This window comes from Shewanella amazonensis SB2B, assembly GCF_000015245.1.
Taxonomy (GTDB): domain Bacteria; phylum Pseudomonadota; class Gammaproteobacteria; order Enterobacterales; family Shewanellaceae; genus Shewanella; species Shewanella amazonensis.
Genome location: NC_008700.1, coordinates 3,278,429 through 3,297,680, shown reverse-complemented (window position 1 = coordinate 3,297,680; position 19,252 = coordinate 3,278,429). Strand labels below are relative to the sequence as shown.

Sequence of the window (19,252 nt, the reverse complement as noted above, 5' to 3'; positions counted from 1 at the left end):
CTTTTCTCACAAGAATTTGTTTTTGATTAAAAATAAGGAAGCAATACCATGACAATTATCAAAATGTCAGACCTGGATCTTAACGGCAAGCGCGTGCTTATCCGTGAAGATCTGAACGTGCCTGTGGCCGATGGCGTTGTCACCAGCGACGCCCGTCTGCGCGCCTCTCTGCCCACCATTAAGCTGGCGCTGGAAAAAGGCGCTGCGGTAATGGTGATGTCTCACCTGGGCCGCCCGACCGAAGGTGAATACAACGAAGAGTTCTCCATGAAGCCTGTGGTGAACTACCTGACTGCCGCACTGGATTGCCCTGTGCGTCTGGTCAGCGACTACCTCGATGGCGTTGATGTGGCCGTTGGCGAAGTGGTGGTGTTCGAAAACGTGCGCTTCAACAAAGGCGAGAAGAAGAACGATGAGGCACTGTCGAAGAAGATGGCAGCCCTGTGTGACGTTTACGTGATGGATGCCTTCGGTACCGCACACCGCGCCGAAGCCTCCACCAACGGTGTAGGCCTGTATGCCCCCATCGCCTGCGCAGGTCCGCTGCTTGCTGCTGAGCTTGATGCTCTCGGTAAGGCGCTGGATAACCCAGCCCGTCCGCTGGTGGCCATTGTGGGTGGCTCCAAGGTATCAACCAAGCTGACCGTGCTCGAGTCACTTTCCGGCATCGTTGACCAGTTGGTGGTTGGCGGCGGTATCGCCAACACCTTTATTGCTGCAGCCGGTAATCAGGTAGGCAAGTCGCTGTATGAAGCCGACCTGATTGATGAAGCCAAGCGTCTGGTGGCCAATGCCCAAAGCCGCGGCGGCGATATCCCTGTGCCTACCGATGTGGTTGTCGGTAAAGAGTTCAGCCCAACTGCGGTAGCTACCCTGAAAAACGTCAGCGATGTGGCCGCAGACGATATGATTTTCGATATTGGCCCCGACAGTGCCGAGGCCCTGGCCGCCATCCTCAAGAATGCCGGCACCATAGTCTGGAACGGCCCTGTAGGCGTGTTCGAGTTTGACCAGTTCGGTGAAGGCACCAAGCGCATCGCCCAGGCCATTGCTGAGTCCTCTGCTTTCTCTATCGCCGGTGGTGGCGATACTTTGGCGGCCGTGGATAAATACGGTATCGCCGACAAGGTGTCTTACATCTCTACCGGTGGTGGCGCCTTCCTTGAGTTCCTCGAAGGCAAGGAGCTGCCTGCCGTGGCCATGCTCACCGCCCGTGGCGCCAAGGCTTAACACAGCAACAAATTACTATTATTAGAAGAAACCGCCTCCCGGGAGACCGGGAGGCATAAAAATCAGTCCAAACGATAGCGACCTCGGTGACCCACATTCAGCATGGATGTCACCCTATTAATGGAGTAAAAAATGGCCCTTATTTCCCTACGTCAACTGCTGGACCACGCTGCAGAGCATGGTTACGGTGTGCCTGCGTTCAACGTGAACAACCTTGAGCAGATGCGCGCCATCATGCAGGCGGCCGAAGCCACCGACAGCCCTGTGATTGTTCAGGCCTCTGCCGGTGCCCGCAAGTACGCCCGTCCTCAGTTCCTCAAGTATCTGATGAACGCCGCCCTCGAGCAGTATCCTGATATCCCTGTGTGTATTCACCAGGACCACGGCACCCACCCCGACGTGTGCCAGCGTTCTATCCAGCTGGGTATGAGCTCAGTGATGATGGACGGCTCTTTGATGTCCGACGGTAAAACCCCGGCTTCTTACGATTACAACGTCGACGTGACCCGCAAGACTGTGGCATTCGCCCACGCCTGTGGTGTGTCTGTTGAAGGTGAAATCGGCTGTCTGGGTAGCCTGGAAACCGGTACTGCCGGTGAAGAAGATGGTATCGGCGCCGTTGGCGTGCTGAGCCACGACCAGCTGCTGACCACCGCCGAAGAAGCCGCGCGCTTTGTGGCCGACACCCACGTGGATGCCCTGGCCATCGCTATCGGTACCAGCCACGGCGCCTACAAGTTCAGCCGCAAGCCTACCGGTGACGTGCTGCGTATTGACCGCATCAAAGAAATCCATGCCCGTATCCCCAACACCCACCTGGTAATGCACGGCTCTTCTTCTGTGCCCCAGTACTGGCTGGAAATCATCAACCAATACGGTGGTGAAATCCCTGAGACCTACGGCGTGCCGCTGGAAGAAATCGTTGAAGGCATCAAGCACGGCGTGCGTAAGGTGAACATCGACACCGACCTGCGTCTGGCCTCCACTGGCGCGGTACGTAAGTTCCTGGCCGAGAACCCAAGTGAGTTCGACCCACGTAAGTTCCTCAAGGCCTCCATGGAAGCCATGGCCGATATCTGTACCGAGCGCTACGAAGCCTTTGGCTGTGCCGGTATGGCATCGAAAATCAAGCCGCTGTCACTGCAGGCTATGTACAAGCGTTATCAGACCGGCGAGCTGGATCCCAAGATCAACCTCTAATCTCTCTGAACTGAAAAAGCCCGCCATTGCGGGCTTTTTATTTACCTGGCGTCTGCAAGCGGGTAAATGTGCGCTTTTGCTTATGCTTGCCGGACAAACGGGTTAGCATTAGCCCATTGAAGTTATGTCGGAGCAGAGGATGTCCAAGGTGTTTTCCCCGTTTCAGTTCGATAACAGTTTTGTTCGGTCAATGGAAGGCTTTTTTGAGCCCTGGCAAGGGGCGAGGGTACCCGCGCCCGCCATGGTGTGCTTTAACCAACAGCTGGCCGATGAGCTGGGGATGGATGCAGATGCCATGGAAGACAGCCGTCTTGCCGCTTTCTTCTGTGGCATGCTGACCGCCGAAGGCAGTGAGCCCGTGGCCATGGCCTATGCGGGCCACCAATTTGGTGGTTTTTCACCAAGACTCGGTGATGGCCGGGCCTTGTTGCTGGGGGAGGTAAAAGACATCCATGGACGACGTCGGGACCTGCATCTCAAAGGCTCTGGGCGCACCAATTTTTCCCGCGGTGGTGACGGTAAGGCAGTCCTGGGGCCTGTGCTGCGCGAATATCTGATGGGCGAGGCCATGCATGCCCTGGGTATTCCCACTACCCGGGCCTTGGCGGCGGTGACCACGGGCGAAGACATTTACCGGGATGGCATCAAGCCTGGCGCTGTGCTGGCACGGGTGGCATCGAGCCATATCCGGGTGGGAACCTTTGAGTACGCTGCGGCGCGCGGCGACCATGAAGGCCTGCGTGAACTGGTTAATTACAGCCTGAAACGCCACTATCCAGAGCTGGAGGACGAGCAAACACCGGCGCTGGCACTCCTCAATTCAGTATCGCGGGCACAGGCAAAGCTGGTGGCCAAATGGATGGGGGTCGGCTTTATTCACGGGGTGATGAATACCGATAATGTCACCATTTCCGGTGAAACCATCGACTATGGTCCCTGTGCCTTTATGGACACTTACGACGCCCGCACCGTGTTCAGCTCTATCGATCACGAGGGCCGTTACGCCTATGGCAATCAGCCCGGCATTGCCCGCTGGAATCTGGCCCGCTTTGCCGAAGCCCTGTTGCCGCTGCTGGCTGAGGATGAATCCGAGGCGCTCGCCCATGCACAGACGGTACTGGACGGCTTTGCCGAGGTTTATACCAACGAATGGTTGGCAGTGTTTGCCGCCAAGTTTGGCCTCAAAACAGCACAGGATGGCGACCTTGAACTCTTTATGGACTTCCTGACCCTGCTTGGCGAGCTGAAACTCGACTTTACCCGTTCATTCCGGGCATTGGCAAACAGCCTTGGCGATACAGCTGCGGCGGGGATCGAAGCCTTGACCGCCGACAGTGCCAGGTTCGCCCCCTGGCTGACCCGCTGGCATGAGAGGCTTGGCCGTGAATATGCCTCTCAATCCGACTTTGCTTCAGATGCCAGGGCGTTGATGCAGGGCGTGAATCCCGTTTATATCCCCCGCAATCATCTGCTGCAGGGGGCGCTGGACAGCGCCGAAGCCGGTGATATGGCGCCTTTCGAGCGCTTGCTGGAGGTAGTGTGCCGTCCCTATGAAGAACTGGCGGGCTACGGGGCCTATGCTTTGGGCGCTCCGGAGGATTTCGGTCCCTTTCGCACTTTTTGCGGAACCTGACAGGCGTGAGGGCTTCCTCAGTCAAATGCCGGATTTTGTGGTGTATTTCGCATTTTCGGCCTCAGGTGGTACCATGTGCGGCGATTTTTGGGAGCGAAAACACCTGATAAGGATAAGAGAATGATGAACAAACTGCTGATTGCCGCAGCCCTGACGGCGGCGACACCTTTTGCCGCCATGGCCGGTGCTGACTTCGTGGAAGGCGACAAGACCTTTGCCGGTGAAGCCGAACTGGGTGCCACTCTGACCACAGGCAACACAGACACCACGTCACTCAAGGGCCGTCTCGGGCTCAAGCATGAACTGGGTAACTGGGAAAACGAGTACACACTGGAAGCGCTCTACAAGGAAGACACTGACGAAGTGACGGCCGAGCGTTACTTTGCCGGTGCCCAGGGTAACTATAAGTTTGACGATAACAACTACCTGTTTGCCAACGCCAACTATGAGCAGGACCCTTTTACCGGTTATGACTATAAGCTCACCGGCGCCGTGGGTTATGGTCATCGCTTTATCGACACTGAAAGTACCACTCTGGCCATGGAAGTGGGTCCCGGTTACCAGTATCGCCGCTTGGATGACGAACAGAGTGCTCTGCTGGGTTACAGCTCCGAAGACAGCGTGGTGGCCCACGGTGTGCTGAACTTTGAAACCAAGATCAGTGACTCTTCCAAGTTCAAGCAACTTATCGTTGCCGACTATGGCGACCAGCTGGAAGCACGCTCTGAAACCTCGCTGACGGCCAATATTGTTGGTGCACTGGCGATGAAGTTCGCTGTGATTGTGCGTTACAACAGTGAGCCACTGGATGGTAAAAAGAGCACAGACACAGAAACCAATATGACACTGCTGTATTCTTTCTAAAATTCAGCCGTTCAGAAAAAAGCGCCCATTGGGCGCTTTTTTTATTACCACCTTGTAGGTAAATGTAAAAAAATAATGAATTTTTACGTGATTCAGATAAAGCTTATTCAATGAAAGTTGCGCTCAGTCAAGATTCTGGCCGTGAGTGTCGTGCTAATTTCAGCGCAGATCATAACAACAAAGGCAATCTATGAAGGCAAAGCATTTGAATGGGGGAGTCCATCGTATCGCAGGGATGGCGATTTCTTTCATGTTGGCGCTGTTTGCGCCTGCGGCTTTGGCAAGCAGTGGTAGCGGTGGTGAATGGCTCGATTTGACCGGCGCCACTGTGGGATACCTGGCCATCACGATTTTCGTATTGGCCTATATCCTGGTGATGCTGGAAGAGAAGCTGCATCTGCGCAAGTCCAAACCGGTGCTGGTGGCTGCCGGGATTATCTGGGGCATGTTGGGATTTGTCTATTCTCAGCATGGCATGCCTCAGGTGGCTGAAGAGGCCTTTAAGCACAACCTGCTGGAATATGCTGAGCTGCTGCTGTTCCTCTTGGTGGCCATGACCTATATCAACGCCATGGAAGAGCGCGGCCTGTTCGATGCCTTGCGTGCCTGGATGGTGAGTCGGGGCTTTAGCCTGCGCCAGGTGTTCTGGCTTTGTGGCATTCTGGCCTTTTTTATCTCGCCGGTGGCGGATAACCTGACCACGGCACTGCTGATGTGCGCCGTGGTGATGAAGGTCGGTGGCGATAATCGTCGCTTTATCGGCATTGCCTGTATCAATATTGTGGTTGCGGCCAACGCAGGCGGCGCCTTCAGTCCCTTTGGTGATATCACCACCCTGATGGTGTGGCAAAAGGGCATAGTGCCCTTTGGTGAGTTCTTTGACCTCTTCATTCCTGCCGTTGTGAACTTTATGGTGCCGGCGCTGGTGATGAGCTTTTTTATCGGTAACGAGCGGCCTGCAGCCGTATCGGAGCGGGTATTTATGCGCCGCGGTGCCAAGCGCATTGTCGCCTTGTTTTTACTGACCATCGCCTCAGCAGTATTGGCGCATTCTATGCTGGGCATGCCACCTGTGCTGGGGATGATGACAGGCCTTGGATTCCTGCAATTCTTTGGCTTTTTCCTGCGCAAAACCTTCAACCACTCCGTTGCCAAGGCGATTGCCAAGGCCGAAGCCGAGAAAAACCGGGAGCGTTTGACTTACTTGGGTAACGTGGTTCCTTTCGATGTATTCAGCCGGGTAGCGCGCGCCGAATGGGATACCCTGCTGTTTTTCTACGGGGTGGTGCTCTGTGTGGGAGGTCTGGGCTTTATGGGGTATCTCAGCCTGGTATCTGAAGCCATGTATACCCATTGGGATGCCACCTATGCCAACATCACGGTCGGCCTGTTGTCCGCCGTTGTGGACAATATCCCTGTGATGTTTGCCGTACTGACCATGAATCCGGATATGGCACTGGGGCAGTGGCTGCTGGTTACCCTGACCGCCGGTGTGGGCGGCAGCCTGCTGTCTATTGGCAGCGCCGCCGGGGTGGCACTCATGGGGCAGGCGCGTGGGATATACACCTTCGGCACTCATCTCAAGTGGACACCTGTGATTGCCCTGGGGTACGTCGCGAGCATTCTGGTGCACATGTGGTTGAACGCCGCAACCTTTCATTGACGGTTAGCTATATCGGATTACAAGGGTAAGTATTTGTATCTCTTGTAATCCGGTGACGCTCACAAATTCTGCTTTTTCCTCCTCAGTGCTTAAACGGGATCACACCCCAGGGATAACGGATTCTCTATACTGAGGGCATTATTACTTTTCGGATATGCAACCCATGCAAATTGGTGAGGCCCATTTCACGGCCAGCACCCTGACACTCGAATTCACCGATGGGCGACGTCATACCCTGACCCAGGCTCAAGGGGCCTTGCTGTTGATGCTCGGCGCCGAGCGGGGGCGAGTGGTATCCCGCTCAAGCTTGCGTGGTGCCCTCAAGCAAGTGGGGGCCAATGAGCGTAAATTGGAGCGGGAAATGCGCTCGCTGGGGATGCTGATGGGGCCCGATTGGCGTTACCTGCTCGAAGAGGTAGGGAGCGAGGGCTATTTACTGCACTCTGGGATGCGTCCCATCGCACGGCTTTTTTCGAGGCCTGTCAGAGGCTTGTCCTGGCTTCATTGTTTTGCACTTGCCTGTCTGGGCATGTTGGCAGTGTTGCTGGTACTGCTTATCTGGTCTTAACGACAAAAAAACGGATAGTGCCTGAGCACTATCCGTTGTAAGGAAAAAAAAGTCGGGGGCGTGAGGCGGACTTGACCCCCGTTATCGCATTACGGCGCGTCTGCGACAAATTGCATGTCACTGCTGGCTTTGGCGCCCTGAAGGGTAATGGCCAACCGGTATCGGCTGAGAGTACCTTCCGGAGCATCCTGGCTCCAATCCAGTCCCTGCGCTTCAAACAGGTAGCGTCCTTTGGTGTCGGCCTCTGTTAATACCCCCTCACAGGCGGAAGCATCTTCACCACAGCGGAAACTCTGGGAAACGTGCCAACGCTTCCATGCTTTGGCATTGTTTGAGGCATTTTCTTCGGGCGGTAAGCCGAAATAGATGAGCTCATACTGACTGGCGCCTGTGATGGCAAGTCCTGCCTCGTTCTTGAGGGTGAATTCCACGGCACCGGAAAGAGGCTCAAAGCTGACCACTTCAAGGGCAATCGTCTCAGCCTCATCCACATGCACTACCTCAGCCACCGGTGGCTGGGGTGGCTCGGGTGTGATGGGCTCCTGTGGGTCATTGTCGCTGCCGCAGGCACCCAAAAGCAGTGTCGCAAGCAGCGGGTAGATAAGTCTTGGTTTCATGGCGCCCCCTTAATTGAAGTGGCCGGTATGACAGGTGGTGCATTCCATGTCGGTTTTAACGCTGGCCGCCGGGCCCATGGTCTCTGTGCTGCCGTGACAGGTCTGGCAGCGCTGGGCTTCTTCGGAAGGTTTGGCTTCAGGGATACCGGAAATGACTTCGCCCTTGTAGGCACGGTTCAGGAGTTCAACCAGGTGATAGGCCATGGAAGCAGACAAGCGATAGCAGCGCTCGCCTTTCTGGCTGAAGGTTTTGCCGGATGCCTTGGACCAGTTACTGATGGAGGAGTGGCACAATACGCTGTTAGCTACCGATGAGCTGACAACCAGTTCAGTCTTTTCAGCTGTAGAGCCAATACCGGCAATAAATTCCGCAGTATCCAATGGCAGTTTGGTGTTTTCATACCAACGGAAGGCAGCGCCAATCACGGCGGCGTTCTGTCCGTTGATGTCGTCCAGAAGATTGACCAGCATACCAATGGCGTTGAGGTTACCACACAGGGTGCCCTGACCCGTTACCCCGGCAAAACCATAACCTGCAAGTGCGGTGGGAATGGACTTGAACTTGTCGGCATCCACACTGGCAGAATTGGCCAACATGGTGACAGTGGCATGGAATACCTGGTGCATACAGCCGCCACCGGTTTCATAGGCCAGCTTGGCGGTGGCCATGGGATCCAGCGGTACATATTTGAGTTTTTCACCGAGGGCGAGCTGATAGTTACCGTTCTCGTCGGTTGCCGCCATCAGTGAAGTACTGACCAGGCCAAGGCCTGCTGCACTGCCCAGTCCGATAATTTGTCCGAGCGCCTGTCGTCTGTCGATTTTCATGCTGTTTTTCCTCTTGTTGTGCTTCAAGGGTGTTGTGATACAAGGGCCCCTGGGGCCTTGGCATCAGTATGTCGGGCACGAAAAGGAAGACTGTGATTTGGCGCGCTTGAAGCCAGCTGACGAAATCCGTTGGGCATAAAAGGTCTGATCGATTAAGGCGTTCCTTCTTGATGTACTGCAGCGGGTAGAAATGGCGCCAAGTCACCTTATTTGTAATATTCATGTAAATTCAGCGGCATTCAATGGTATTCGCACTCGGCCATTTGTTCATTCAACATATTGTTCAATATCACAATTTTTCAGAATTCTCTCATTTTTGGTAAAGATGCGTCACTTAATCCAGATCACAGTCCCTCGCTCAGCCACAGGGTAAAATGGCCGGGTATTTTGAGTGAGGGATCCTGATGCAATTGGGTAATTGCTGGTTTGATGATGCCAAAGGGGAGCTGATTAATCGCGCCTCCGGTGACGTCTGGCATTTGCCCCGGGCGGAAGCGCAGGTGCTTCGACTCTTGCTGAGCCAGGCCGATCGGGTGGTCTCCAAGGCAGAGCTGCGTCAGGGCGACGATGAACATGGCGAGCTCAGTGATTCATCGGTGGCACGGGCTGTGTTCATGATCCGCTCCTTTCTTGGCCCCGGCAGCGAACTGCTGATTGAAACCGTCAAGGGGCAGGGGTATCGATTGCACCTGACCCCCATGACAGCCCCAGTGCCGGCCAAGAGGCGGCTGCCAATCCGCCGTCTGGGGCCTGTGCCCATCTGGATCCCGGCGTTGTTGATGTTGGCATCCCTGTTTGCCGGTGGCTATTTTGCCCTGCGGGTGGGGGAAATGTCCCCCACAGCACCGCTAAAGGTGCAGTCGGTGGTGCAGGCCGACGGCCAGATGGTCAAGTTGGTGCTTTATGCCCATTCCCGCAGTAACAATACCCTCTTGCTTGAAAAAGCGTCCGAGCTGGCATCTGTATTGGGTGATTGTCGCCATTCCCGCTGGCGCGAAGTGTTTATGTCGTTAAGCCACGACTCCCGGGTATTGAATCTCACCCTGAGGGGCGATTATTTGGGGCAGGCAGTGGTACGAAACCTGAAAGTTAGCGATGGCCGCAGCCCCAGGCGGTTTATCAGTCCCGACTGGCTCAGAGAGGTGGACATCTGTGACTAGAGCCTGGATCTGGAGCATCAACCTGTGCATTTTGCTGCTGCTGTTGCTGGCATTGGGCACCATTTTCAGCTTAACCCGAGGCGCAGAAACCACCTTGCTGAACTGCTCATCGGAACTCTACGAGCCCAGTGATGGCGCCCAGGCCAAGCAGTATCTGTTGGTTGATCTGGTCACCAAGGGTAAACGGGCGCAGATGCATTACCGTTACTTCAATCTCGATGGCAGTTTGGCGGGCAGCATCAGTATGGAGGGTGAGCTTAAAACCTCTGCCGGAGCGGGCAACAGATACAGCATTGCCATTCACAGCAAAGAAGAGAAAGCTGCCAAAAACGGTGCCCCCAACCCCATGCACATGAACTATGTGTCCTACGTCAGTGGCTTGAATCTGTCCGGCAAGGGACTTCATGAGATGGAGCTGGAGATCCTGGAGCTGGATAAGGCCCGTGACTATGCCATAGTGCTGTTTCAGCCAAGTAATACGGTTTGCGGTTGCCGGTTGATCCACTGAGGGCGGATTTGGCAAACTGGGTGAGTAAAGTCTGTTGGGCTGGCGGCAGAAATCGCAGGAATTTCACCAGCCTGGCATAGAGGAGCCCTGTGGCCAATATTCAACTCAAGCAAGAAGACGCACTTTCCATTAAATTTTCCCATCAGCTCGGCGCCAACGACAGTTGCCGGCTGGACCTCTATTTTGCCCTGCCCAAGGAAATGGGCATTGGGCCCGAAAGCCTCGATGAAGAAGAGTATTTCCACAGCGCCATTCTCGGGCGGCGGGCCTATTATTCCGATGGTCTGCACCTGCCATTGGTGCAAAGCCGCTTTGTCAGCCTCAATAAGCGCACCATGGAGGAATTCAGGCTCTATCTGAACCTCTTTGCCTATCAGTTTGCAGTAGCCATGGAAAACGACACCAAGGAGCTGCTGCAGCTTAAAACCGCCGAGGAGTTTTATCCCCGTTTGGGCGAACTCGGGGAGCAGGTGGGCGCCATTTTGAAAAAATTCCGCCGCAGCGAGCCCACAGAGCCCAAATGGAAACCCTGGTTTGAGCATGCCGACAACTATCTGTCGTGGCACTGTGAGCAAAAATTACTGCAGCTCATGATGCATGCACCGGATATTCCCGCCGAGGATGCCGAAGGCCCAAATACCGTGCGTGAAGCCGTACTGTCGCTGTGCCGTGCCGAGGCGCTTTACCGTGACAGCCGCCACTATAATTCAGAAAAAACCAAATCGGACCACAACCGAATTTCCAATAAGATGTTGCTGCTCAGGCGCCTTATCCAGCAGGGGGTGGTACTCAAAGAAGAACTCAAACCCCTGGGCGTGGGCTTGAAGAAATTTGTCACAGGCCTCGCCACGGGTCTGGTGATGCTGGTGGTATCGGCACTTATCATCAAGGCCCAGGGGGTATTCAGCGGCGTGACCATGAGTTTGCTGTTGACCCTGGCGGTGATCTACGGTTTCCGGGAAATCTTTAAAGAAGACATTCGCAACGCCATGTGGCGGGTTATTCAGCGCGGTCGCCCCCGCTGGAGCCGATTGCTGCGCGACACCTCCAGTCAAAAGGTGGTGGCCCGCCAGCAAGTGTGGCTGGACTTCGTTCGCAGCAAGGATTTACCACTGGCGGTGACAGAAATTTTGAGCCGGCGCCATCAGCAAAACCGCCTGGAGGCGGAATATCTGCACTATGGTATTTCGACCAAGGTAAATGACGAGGGATTTTTAGCTGGTTATGACACTCTCTCAGAACAGGTGTCATTCAGTCTGGTGCCTTTTGTGCGTTATCTGGAGCGGGGTAAGGTGAAGGTGTTCCGTGAAACCGAAGAGGGGATCTGCGCCGAAACCGCCGAACGACGTTATCAAATCAACGTTGTGCTGGTGTACCGCGAAGGACGCAAGGCCCCCCGCTATGCCAGATACAAGGTAACCTTAAACCGCAGTGGGATTATCAGCGTCAGTGAAAAATCCCTGCCGGAACAGCTGCTGGGCGTCAGCGGGTAAAAGCCTGACAGATCTTCTGATCGCCGGTTTGTTTGGCGCGCTTGAGGGCAATTTCGGCGTGGCTGATAAAGGCTTCGAGGTTTTGCCCGGACTGATGGGCCGCAATGCCAATGGAGATACCTTCGCCCAGCCCCAGGCTGTTGAGTGAGTCCAGCGCATCCACTGCATACTTATGGGCGGCATTGCTGTCGGTACCCGGCAGTATGACCACCAGCTTGCCCAGCTGCCACTGGGAAATTTGTGAATTGGACGGCAGCTCTTTGAGCAGCAAGGTCTCAACCTCCTCCTGGCGCTTTTCCAGCTGGCCAATATCGCTCATATGGCTGAGCATACCGGCAGGGCTAATGTCCATCAGCATCAGGCAGGAGTGATTGCGGCTTTGCTCGCCCAGGGCATCGTAGTAGCGTTCCAGGTCTTCCAGATTCGCCAGGATGGTGCTCCGGTTGGGGATGAGCTGGCTGTTCTCACGGCCGCGATTGCGGCTGCTGGCTTGCTCCAGGGTACACACCAAATACTCAATATCGCCCTCATCGTCGAGATGGCCTTTGAGGGTTGCCTGCAAACAGGTGCTGGCATTGTTGGTGCACAGAATTTGCCCCTGCCAGCTGCCTTGCATGGCCACCATTTGCGTGATGCGTGGCCATTGGTTACCCAGGTCATTTTCCAGAATATCCGCCAGATTGGCACCGAGGGGCTCGTTGAATTCCAGTAACTGTTCGAAGGCGCTGTTGAATTTCAGCAGGGTACCGTCTGCCCGGGTCAGGGCCGTGGCCACGGCGCTGTCGGCCAACAGTCTGTGCAGTGATTCTTCGCGGCGGCTCTGGGCCAGCTCACTGATGTCATTGAGGCTAACCAGGAAATAGCGCTGGCGTTCTGTGTTGGCGCGGGTGTAACGCAGCACCACCCGGAGCACGGCCCCGGGAAGTTCATCCAGGCTCACTTCTCCGCGCCATTCTCCCTTGGCCTTGGCGGTGGCAATAATTTTCTCGAAGTTTTCATCATCCAGCTGCAAACAACGCTGCAGACTGCGGTCTGTCAGTTGGTTGGCCGCAAGATTCAACAAGCTGCCAGCCTTGGGGTTGGCACTCAGAACCCGGCCCTTATCATTCACCAGCAGCTGACCTTCTTCGCCGGTAAAGAGATCGGCTGCCAGTTGGATGCTGTTGTGACGGGCGCGCTGCTCGAGGCGGTAAAGGTGGGTGAGTATGACTACGGCCGCCGCCAGCAGTGTCAGTATGATGGCGCCTATGACCAGGATGGTCTGCCACTGGGAGAAGCGGGAGGCAATGTCATCGTTGCGGATGTAAGACACCAAAAAATATTCACGGCGGGTTTCATACTGGGTGGTGAGGTCCACTTTCAGATACACAAAGGTGGCGTCATCGCCGTGGAACTGGCCAAAGTTGCTCATGGCCATTTGTCGCCACAGAGCGGGGTAACTCTGACGCAGACTGCCACTCAAACCTTCGGGCAGCCTGGGCAGGGGGGCATCGCTGGGGCCGGCATACATGAGTCCCTGGGTATCGAACATCATCATGGGTTGCTGAGTGGCACTGAGGGCGGGTTTGACCATGTCCAGGGTGCGCAGCATGGAGTTATAAGTCACCAGATAGCCCCGCACGGTCTGATCGGGGTTTTCAAGCCAGGCCAGCTGATACATATAGGGTTCGAGCTCGCCGTTGACTGACAGGAACTCCATGGGGGAGCTGTAGATTTCGTTGCCACCCATGTTGCGGGCACCGCCCAGCAGTGATGGCGGCAGGGTTTGGCGTCCGAATATATCGGTTGATGCAAACAGAAACTCGCCGTTGGCATTGAACAGGGCAATACCCATGAGTTCGGGCATGTTCTTTTGCAGCCCGGTCCATTGCAGCAGCAGCTTTTCCTTCAGGCTCTCATCGCCGCTGTCGAGATACTGGCGCAGCAGTTCGCCACGGGCAAAGGTTTGGGTACGGAACTGCTGGAAGGTGACCTTGTCAGCAATCATGGTGCCGACAGACTGGAGCTCGCTGTATCTTTGGGTCGCCCATTCCTGCTGCAATCTGCGCTCACCCAGGGTGATGATGACATTAATCACCAACACTACGCTTATCACCAGCATCGCCAACTGACTGGCAATGGCCAGCATACGTTGATGCGACCAGCGAACGCTTTGTTCATCGGTCAGCAGGGAGGAAAGCGACGATAATCCGGTGTTGGGTTTGAGCATGCGAGCGGTAAATGTGGGCTAAAAGTGGGCATCATGTTAACACGATTCCCCCGTCGGTACAGGCCTGCTCCCTCAGTTTGACGGGACAAACCTATCCCATGATATCCAGCTTGCGATGCTTGAAGGTGCAGCCCGCCGCTTCCACCAGCGCGCGGCAGGCCGGGATATCGACTCCGGGCAGGCCATCGATGGCGGAAACCTCGACGCGTTTGATGTAAGCCGGTGCCATGCGGATAAAGTCATTCACCGCCTGCCAGGAACCTTTGAGTCTCGGTTGACAGTGTTTCAGGTAGGTGAACTCATCCTGGGCATTGAGGGATACTGAGAGCGCATCCACGCAGTCGGCCAGTTCCGGCAGTATATTGCGTTTATGAAACAGGTTTCCCAAGCCATCGGTATTGACCCTGATGCGGCCGCCCTGCGACTTGATGGCGCGGGCAACCCCGAGCAGGGTAGGCAGGTTCAGCGTAGGCTCGCCATAGCCACAAAACACATATTCATCAAAGGTGTCCACATCCCCAAGCAAGGGCAACAAGTCATCGACACCGGGCTGCTTGTCCAATGCCAGCTGATATTGATGTATTTGGCGGCTGCCCTGCTGTTTGGGGCAAAAGCCGCATCTGAGGGTGCAGCGGCCGGTGATATTGAGGTAGCGGCTGTGGCGAATATCGTAAACGAGAGTGGCGTTTGGGGAGGTGTGGTGAGCGGCGGTGGCGTCCATTGAATTCATGGTGTTGTGACTGCCTGGGGCATGGGGGCAACTTGGGGGCAGTCTAGCAGAGGCGGTTTATTCAAAATGTTCCCGGGATCAAAAAGGGAGAGCTTGTGCTCTCCCTTTTTGGGATGCAGGCAACATTCCTGCGTCAGTCGTGTTTTGCCCCCTCGAGGGACTGCGTCAGCGATGCACCTTGTTCTGTACCCTGCCCGGCAGCAGCGCCATGCTCATTGTGCCCCTGGCCTGGCTGCCACCACCAGTTGAACAGGCGGCGGCCAATACTGGCAAAGTCGGCCAGTATCACATACAGCAAGGGCACCAATATCAGGGTCACCACGGTGGAGAAGAGGATCCCGAACGCCAGTGAGGTGGCCATGGGGATCACTATCTGTGCCTGCAAACTGCGCTCAAGGATGATGGGCACCAGGCCAAAGAAGGTGGTCAGCGAGGTCAGAATGATTGCCCTGAAACGGAAGCAGCCAGCATTGACCACGGCTTCACGCAGGGCAAAACCCTGTGCCCGGGCGCGGTTAACAAAGTCCACCAGGATAAGCGAGTCGTTCACCACCACACCGGCCAGGGCGATAATACCACAGAGGCTGAGGACGCTGAGGGACAAGCCCAGCAGCAGGTGACCTATGATGGCGCCAATCATGCCAAAGGGGATCACCGACATGATGATCATCGGCTGGCTGTAGGACTTCAGCGGTATAGCCATCAGGGCATAGATGGTAAAGAGGGCAAAGAACAAACCCTGCAGCAGACCCCAAATGGCATCAGCCTCTTCCTGACTCTGACCATCGAGGGAGGTGTCTATATGAGGGTACTTTTGCTTGAGCACTGGCATAAAGTCTTTCTGAATCTCGGCGACCACCTTGCCCGGCTCGACCTTGTCCTTGTTGGCGGCGGCCGTGATGGTGATAGCACGGCGACCATCTACCCGGGTAATGGCCGAGTAAGAGTCGCCCACCTCGATTTCGGCCACGTTGGCAAAAGGCACTGCGCTGCCATCGGGCGTACGGATGAGCATGTTTTCCAGATGGCCCACGGTACGGCGCTGCTCCAGTGGATAGCGCACCATCACCTTCACTTCTTCCTTGTTGCGCAAAATGCGCTGGGCCTCGTAGCCATAAAAGCCATAGCGTACCTGGCGTGCCAGATCTGACAGTGTCAGACCGAGGGCCTCTGCCTCGGGGCGAATTTTCAGGCGGATTTCATGGCTGCCGGAGGAATAGTTGTCGGCGATATCGTACAGGCCTTCGTAGCTTGCCAGCTTGGTTTTAAGCTCTTTGGCGGCCAGCGACAATTGCTCAAGGTCGTTGGATGACAGGCGGAATGCCACATCGCCACCGGCATCGTTGGTGGTGGCATTCATGGACAATTTCTTCACGCCCACCATTTCTGGCAGGGCGTCACGCCAGGCGTCGGTAATGGCGTTGCCATCCAGCTCGCGGTCTTCCCCTTTGGTCAGCTCGGCAAAGATAAAGGCACTGGTGCGGGAGTTCATATTGAAGAAGCTGTGTTTCACCACCGGCTCACCGTACTTTTGCTCCATTTCACCGTTCATGCGGTAGAGGGCATCTTCGATTTGTTGCAGCGCCTTGAGGGTGTTGTCCTCTGAGCTGCCTTCTTCCATCTGAAGATTTACCTGCACAAAGTCAGAGGGAATGCTGGGGAAAAATACCCAGCGCACCTTACCACTGGCGACCAGGGCGATGGAGAGGATCAAGACCCCGGTAAAGCCGGCCAGCCAGTTGTATCTGTTGTGAATGGCACGCTCAAGAAACGCCTTGTAGCTGTGGTGAATAAAGTGGGCTACCCGCTCATTGAATCGCAGCTTCATGCGGCCGAGTGGGCCCGAAGGCTCCTTGGTGTTTGGCTTCATATGGGCAAGATGCGCGGGCAGAATAAGCTTGGATTCCACCAGAGAAAACGCCAGACAGAGGATCACCACCATACCGATGGATTTCCAGATGATCCCCATGGGGCCATCCACCATCAACATGGGAATAAAGGCCGCGATTGTGGTCAGTACGCCGAAGGTGGCGGGCATGGCCACCTTCTGGGCACCGCGAATGACGTTGTCCATGTTGTGACCGTGGCGTTCCACCTCGGTGTGGACGCTCTCCCCAATCACAATCGCATCATCCACCAATATCCCCAGCACCAGAATAAAGGCAAATAGAGTCAGCATATTGATGGAAAGGGCAAAGGGTTCTACCGGCATCAGCAGCAGGGTGCCAAGGAAACACACGGGGATCCCCACCATCACCCAGAATGCCAGTTTCAAATCGAGGAACAGCGCCAGGATCACAAACACCAGCAGGGCACCCATGGTCATATTCGACAGCATCATATTGAGGCGGCCGTTGAGGTAGTGGGTCAAATCGCCCCAGTAATCGAGCTCGGCACCGGCGGGCAAACTGAGTTTGCGCTCGGCGATGTAGTCCTTCACATCCTTGGCGATGGCCACGGCGTCCTGATCTTTTACGCTCAGAACTTCCACTATCACCGCGGGTTTGCCGTTGAAGCGGGTATAGTCGAGGCGCTCTTCGAAATCATCCTTGATGGTGGCGACGTCCGGCAGCATGATGCGACTGCCATCTTTGCTGGTGGCAACCACTATGCTGGAGAAGTCTTCGCCGGTGTAGGCCTGTCCCTTGGTACGCAGCAGAATATCGCCGTCTTTGGCGCGAATGGCACCGCCGGGCAGGTCAAGCGAGGAGTTTTGCACCGCCATGGCCACCTGGGTGAAGGTGAGGCCATACTCACGCAACTTGTTTTCCGACACTTCGATGCCGATTTCGTAATTGCGGGCACCGGCAACCTGGGCGCGGGTGACAGAGGGCAGGGCGGCCACTTCGTCACGAATATTTTTGGCCAGCTCTTTCATCTCGTGGGCGTTGATATCGCCATACACAGACAGCCAAATTACGTTGTTTTCAGGCTTTATCTGATAAATGTTGGGTTTTTCGATGTTGGCCGGAAAGGTGGAAATGGCATCGATACGCAGCTTGGCCTCATCCAGCACGGTTTTGGCGTCCACACCGTTTTCCACTTCGATGGTGATACTGCCCACACCATCGCTTGCCACCGAGGTCAGCTTTTTAATGCCGATAACATCCTGAATGGCTTCTTCGATTTTGATGTTGATCCCTTCTTCGATTTCCTGTGGTGCGGCGCCGGGATAGGCGACGGAAATTCTGAGCAGGTTCAGTTCGAAGCTTGGGAATATTTCTTTGTTAATCAGCTGGGTGCTGAATAGGCCGCCAACCAGCAGCACTATCATCAGCAGGTTGGCCGCCACACTGTTGCGGGCAAACCACGCAATTATACCTTTGTGGGTGTCCATTACTTATCCCCTGCCTGTGCCAGACGCTCATCGGCGGGCGCCTCGCTGTCTCTGGTGCTGTCTGGGGTTTCTTCACCGCGGATTTTCACCATCTGACCAGTGGACAGGGTGCCTGTGTTGGTCAAGGAAACGCGCTCTCCGGTTTTGAGGCTGCCCTTGATGTAGGCGTAGTTCAGATCCGAGCGCACAACATTCACGTCGCGCAGCTCCAGGGTGTTGTCGCTGCGAACGACCGGCACCTTGCCCTCACGCACCAGATGGCGGTCCAGACGCACTATACCGTCCTCGGTACGGCCCTTGATGATGGCGTTGACGAAGGTACCGTACTTGAGCGGCAGTTGGCCCTGGGTTTTATGCTTGCGCAGGTAAGGGTCTGGAATTTCCGCCACCAGATAGACCATGCGGTTACCTTCATCGATTACCCCTTCACTGCGCACTATGTCACCGGTCCATACCACTTCGCGACCGGCCAGGGAGGCTGTCAGGGTCACTTCGGTGTCGGGGTTGTCTACCGACTCAAGATAGGCGAGGTCGGCATTGGCCAGTGGCAGGCGGATTTCGGCGACACTGGTATCGTATAGCTCACCCAGCTTGGTGCCGAGGGTGACGTATTGCCCCAGGTCGACACCACGGGCTTTGACTATGCCGTCAAACGGCGCGCGGATAACGGTGCGCTCCAGATTACGCTTGGCGCGGGCCAGTGCCGCTTCGGCATATTTCACATTGGCCTGTTCTTTTTTCAGCTGTGGAATACGCAAACCCAGTTCCGGGGGGACACCCTTGTCATATCCCTTGAATTCGGTTTTGGCCACTTCCCCGCGGGCGATTTCCTCATTGAGTGCGGCGGTAGCCTGTGCCAGTGAAGCTTCGGCCTGCATCAGGTCGGCCTGATAGTCTGACGGCTCAATCACCGCCAGTTGGTCACCGGCTTTCACCACACCGCCAGCGACAAAATTAGGGGATACACTTGTCAGACGCCCCTGCACTTCGGCCACCAGCTGTGTTTTATGCCTTGGCATAACCACCCCGTAAGAAGGCAGATTCAGAGACAGCGTTTCCTGTTTCACCTCAGCCACTTCAATAATTGGCAAATTGGCTTCTTCGGCTTTCTGCTCGGGGGCTTCTTTGGTGGCCATGAGTACCATGGCGGCCAGAATAAACAGCGCGAGAATAATAAAGGGGAGGATACGTCTTAACATAGTGCTCATAGGG

15 protein-coding genes are annotated in these 19,252 nt (G+C 55.6%); 9 read left to right on the top strand and 6 right to left on the bottom strand.

Going from position 1 to position 19,252, the window contains the following annotated elements; genetic code table 11:
- Positions 1–48 precede the first annotated feature (48 nt).
- From SAMA_RS14420 to SAMA_RS14395, 6 genes are all read left to right on the top strand, one after another.
- Positions 49–1,230: a phosphoglycerate kinase gene (locus SAMA_RS14420; protein WP_011760865.1), complete on the top strand. Its 1,182-nt coding sequence runs from the start codon at positions 49–51 to the stop codon at positions 1,228–1,230.
- Between the two features lie 132 nt (positions 1,231–1,362).
- A complete protein-coding gene (gene fba, locus SAMA_RS14415; RefSeq protein ID WP_011760864.1) occupies positions 1,363–2,430 on the top strand; it encodes a class II fructose-bisphosphate aldolase in 1,068 nt (355 codons plus the stop codon).
- A gap of 139 nt (positions 2,431–2,569) precedes the next feature.
- Positions 2,570–4,063 (top strand): protein adenylyltransferase SelO, encoded by a 1,494-nt coding sequence (locus SAMA_RS14410; RefSeq protein WP_011760863.1) that lies wholly within the window; start codon positions 2,570–2,572, stop codon positions 4,061–4,063.
- A 123-nt stretch (positions 4,064–4,186) separates the two neighbouring features.
- The gene (locus SAMA_RS14405; RefSeq protein ID WP_041410492.1) at positions 4,187–4,927 is read left to right on the top strand and encodes a DUF481 domain-containing protein; all 741 of its coding nucleotides are present in this window, start codon (positions 4,187–4,189) and stop codon (positions 4,925–4,927) included.
- Between the two features lie 235 nt (positions 4,928–5,162).
- Positions 5,163–6,590 carry a sodium:proton antiporter NhaD gene (gene nhaD / locus SAMA_RS14400; protein WP_041409882.1) on the top strand — a complete coding sequence of 476 codons (1,428 nt, stop codon included), beginning with the start codon at positions 5,163–5,165 and terminating at the stop codon, positions 6,588–6,590.
- 163 nt (positions 6,591–6,753) lie between these two features.
- On the top strand, positions 6,754–7,158 hold the full coding sequence (locus SAMA_RS14395; protein ID WP_157608340.1) for a hypothetical protein: 405 nt from the start codon (positions 6,754–6,756) through the stop codon (positions 7,156–7,158).
- An 89-nt stretch (positions 7,159–7,247) separates the two neighbouring features.
- On the opposite strand, the gene SAMA_RS14390 is transcribed toward SAMA_RS14395, so the two are convergent.
- Together SAMA_RS14390 and SAMA_RS14385 are read right to left on the bottom strand one after the other, a co-directional pair.
- Positions 7,248–7,775, bottom strand: a complete 528-nt coding sequence (locus tag SAMA_RS14390; protein WP_011760859.1) for a hypothetical protein — start codon at positions 7,773–7,775, stop codon at positions 7,248–7,250.
- Between the two features lie 9 nt (positions 7,776–7,784).
- Positions 7,785–8,603: a cytochrome c3 family protein gene (locus tag SAMA_RS14385; protein WP_011760858.1), complete on the bottom strand. Its 819-nt coding sequence runs from the start codon at positions 8,601–8,603 to the stop codon at positions 7,785–7,787.
- A 404-nt stretch (positions 8,604–9,007) separates the two neighbouring features.
- On the opposite strand from SAMA_RS14385, the gene SAMA_RS14380 reads away from it, so the two are divergent.
- The 3 genes from SAMA_RS14380 (at position 9,008) to SAMA_RS14370 (ending at position 11,764) form a co-directional block, all read left to right on the top strand.
- Positions 9,008–9,763 carry a winged helix-turn-helix domain-containing protein gene (locus SAMA_RS14380; RefSeq protein ID WP_011760857.1) on the top strand — a complete coding sequence of 252 codons (756 nt, stop codon included), beginning with the start codon at positions 9,008–9,010 and terminating at the stop codon, positions 9,761–9,763.
- Positions 9,756–10,271 (top strand): hypothetical protein, encoded by a 516-nt coding sequence (locus tag SAMA_RS14375; protein WP_011760856.1) that lies wholly within the window; start codon positions 9,756–9,758, stop codon positions 10,269–10,271. The genes SAMA_RS14380 and SAMA_RS14375 overlap by 8 nt, the downstream gene beginning before the upstream one ends.
- Positions 10,272–10,360: 89 nt before the next feature.
- Complete coding sequence (locus SAMA_RS14370; RefSeq protein WP_011760855.1) at positions 10,361–11,764, top strand: hypothetical protein; 1,404 nt, start codon at positions 10,361–10,363, stop codon at positions 11,762–11,764.
- Here SAMA_RS14370 and SAMA_RS14365 read toward each other — a convergent pair.
- From SAMA_RS14365 to SAMA_RS14350, 4 genes are all read right to left on the bottom strand, one after another.
- Complete coding sequence (locus SAMA_RS14365; protein ID WP_011760854.1) at positions 11,754–13,973, bottom strand: PAS domain-containing protein; 2,220 nt, start codon at positions 13,971–13,973, stop codon at positions 11,754–11,756. The genes SAMA_RS14370 and SAMA_RS14365 overlap by 11 nt on opposite strands.
- A 91-nt stretch (positions 13,974–14,064) precedes the next feature.
- Complete coding sequence (locus tag SAMA_RS14360) at positions 14,065–14,703, bottom strand: TatD family nuclease-associated radical SAM protein (RefSeq protein ID WP_011760853.1); 639 nt, start codon at positions 14,701–14,703, stop codon at positions 14,065–14,067.
- Between the two features lie 133 nt (positions 14,704–14,836).
- Positions 14,837–18,040, bottom strand: coding sequence for an efflux RND transporter permease subunit (locus tag SAMA_RS14355; RefSeq protein WP_011760852.1), 3,204 nt, complete (start codon positions 18,038–18,040; stop codon positions 14,837–14,839).
- Positions 18,040–19,248, bottom strand: coding sequence for an efflux RND transporter periplasmic adaptor subunit (locus SAMA_RS14350; RefSeq protein ID WP_041410489.1), 1,209 nt, complete (start codon positions 19,246–19,248; stop codon positions 18,040–18,042). The genes SAMA_RS14355 and SAMA_RS14350 overlap by 1 nt, the downstream gene beginning before the upstream one ends.
- Positions 19,249–19,252 lie beyond the last annotated feature (4 nt).

Bases quoted from the DNA above. Each gene is read 5' to 3' on its own strand.
- SAMA_RS14360 (WP_011760853.1), bottom strand. From the start codon at position 14,703: ATGAATTCAATGGACGCCACCGCCGCTCACCACACCTCCCCAAACGCC.
- SAMA_RS14350 (WP_041410489.1), bottom strand. From the start codon at position 19,248: ATGAGCACTATGTTAAGACGTATCCTCCCCTTTATTATTCTCGCGCTG.
- SAMA_RS14420 (WP_011760865.1), top strand. From the start codon at position 49: ATGACAATTATCAAAATGTCAGACCTGGATCTTAACGGCAAGCGCGTG.
- nhaD (WP_041409882.1), top strand. From the start codon at position 5,163: ATGGCGATTTCTTTCATGTTGGCGCTGTTTGCGCCTGCGGCTTTGGCA.
- SAMA_RS14385 (WP_011760858.1), bottom strand. From the start codon at position 8,603: ATGAAAATCGACAGACGACAGGCGCTCGGACAAATTATCGGACTGGGC.
- fba (WP_011760864.1), top strand. From the start codon at position 1,363: ATGGCCCTTATTTCCCTACGTCAACTGCTGGACCACGCTGCAGAGCAT.
- SAMA_RS14365 (WP_011760854.1), bottom strand. From the start codon at position 13,973: ATGCTCAAACCCAACACCGGATTATCGTCGCTTTCCTCCCTGCTGACC.
- SAMA_RS14410 (WP_011760863.1), top strand. From the start codon at position 2,570: ATGTCCAAGGTGTTTTCCCCGTTTCAGTTCGATAACAGTTTTGTTCGG.
- SAMA_RS14390 (WP_011760859.1), bottom strand. From the start codon at position 7,775: ATGAAACCAAGACTTATCTACCCGCTGCTTGCGACACTGCTTTTGGGT.
- SAMA_RS14355 (WP_011760852.1), bottom strand. From the start codon at position 18,040: ATGGACACCCACAAAGGTATAATTGCGTGGTTTGCCCGCAACAGTGTG.
- SAMA_RS14405 (WP_041410492.1), top strand. From the start codon at position 4,187: ATGAACAAACTGCTGATTGCCGCAGCCCTGACGGCGGCGACACCTTTT.
- SAMA_RS14395 (WP_157608340.1), top strand. From the start codon at position 6,754: ATGCAAATTGGTGAGGCCCATTTCACGGCCAGCACCCTGACACTCGAA.
- SAMA_RS14380 (WP_011760857.1), top strand. From the start codon at position 9,008: ATGCAATTGGGTAATTGCTGGTTTGATGATGCCAAAGGGGAGCTGATT.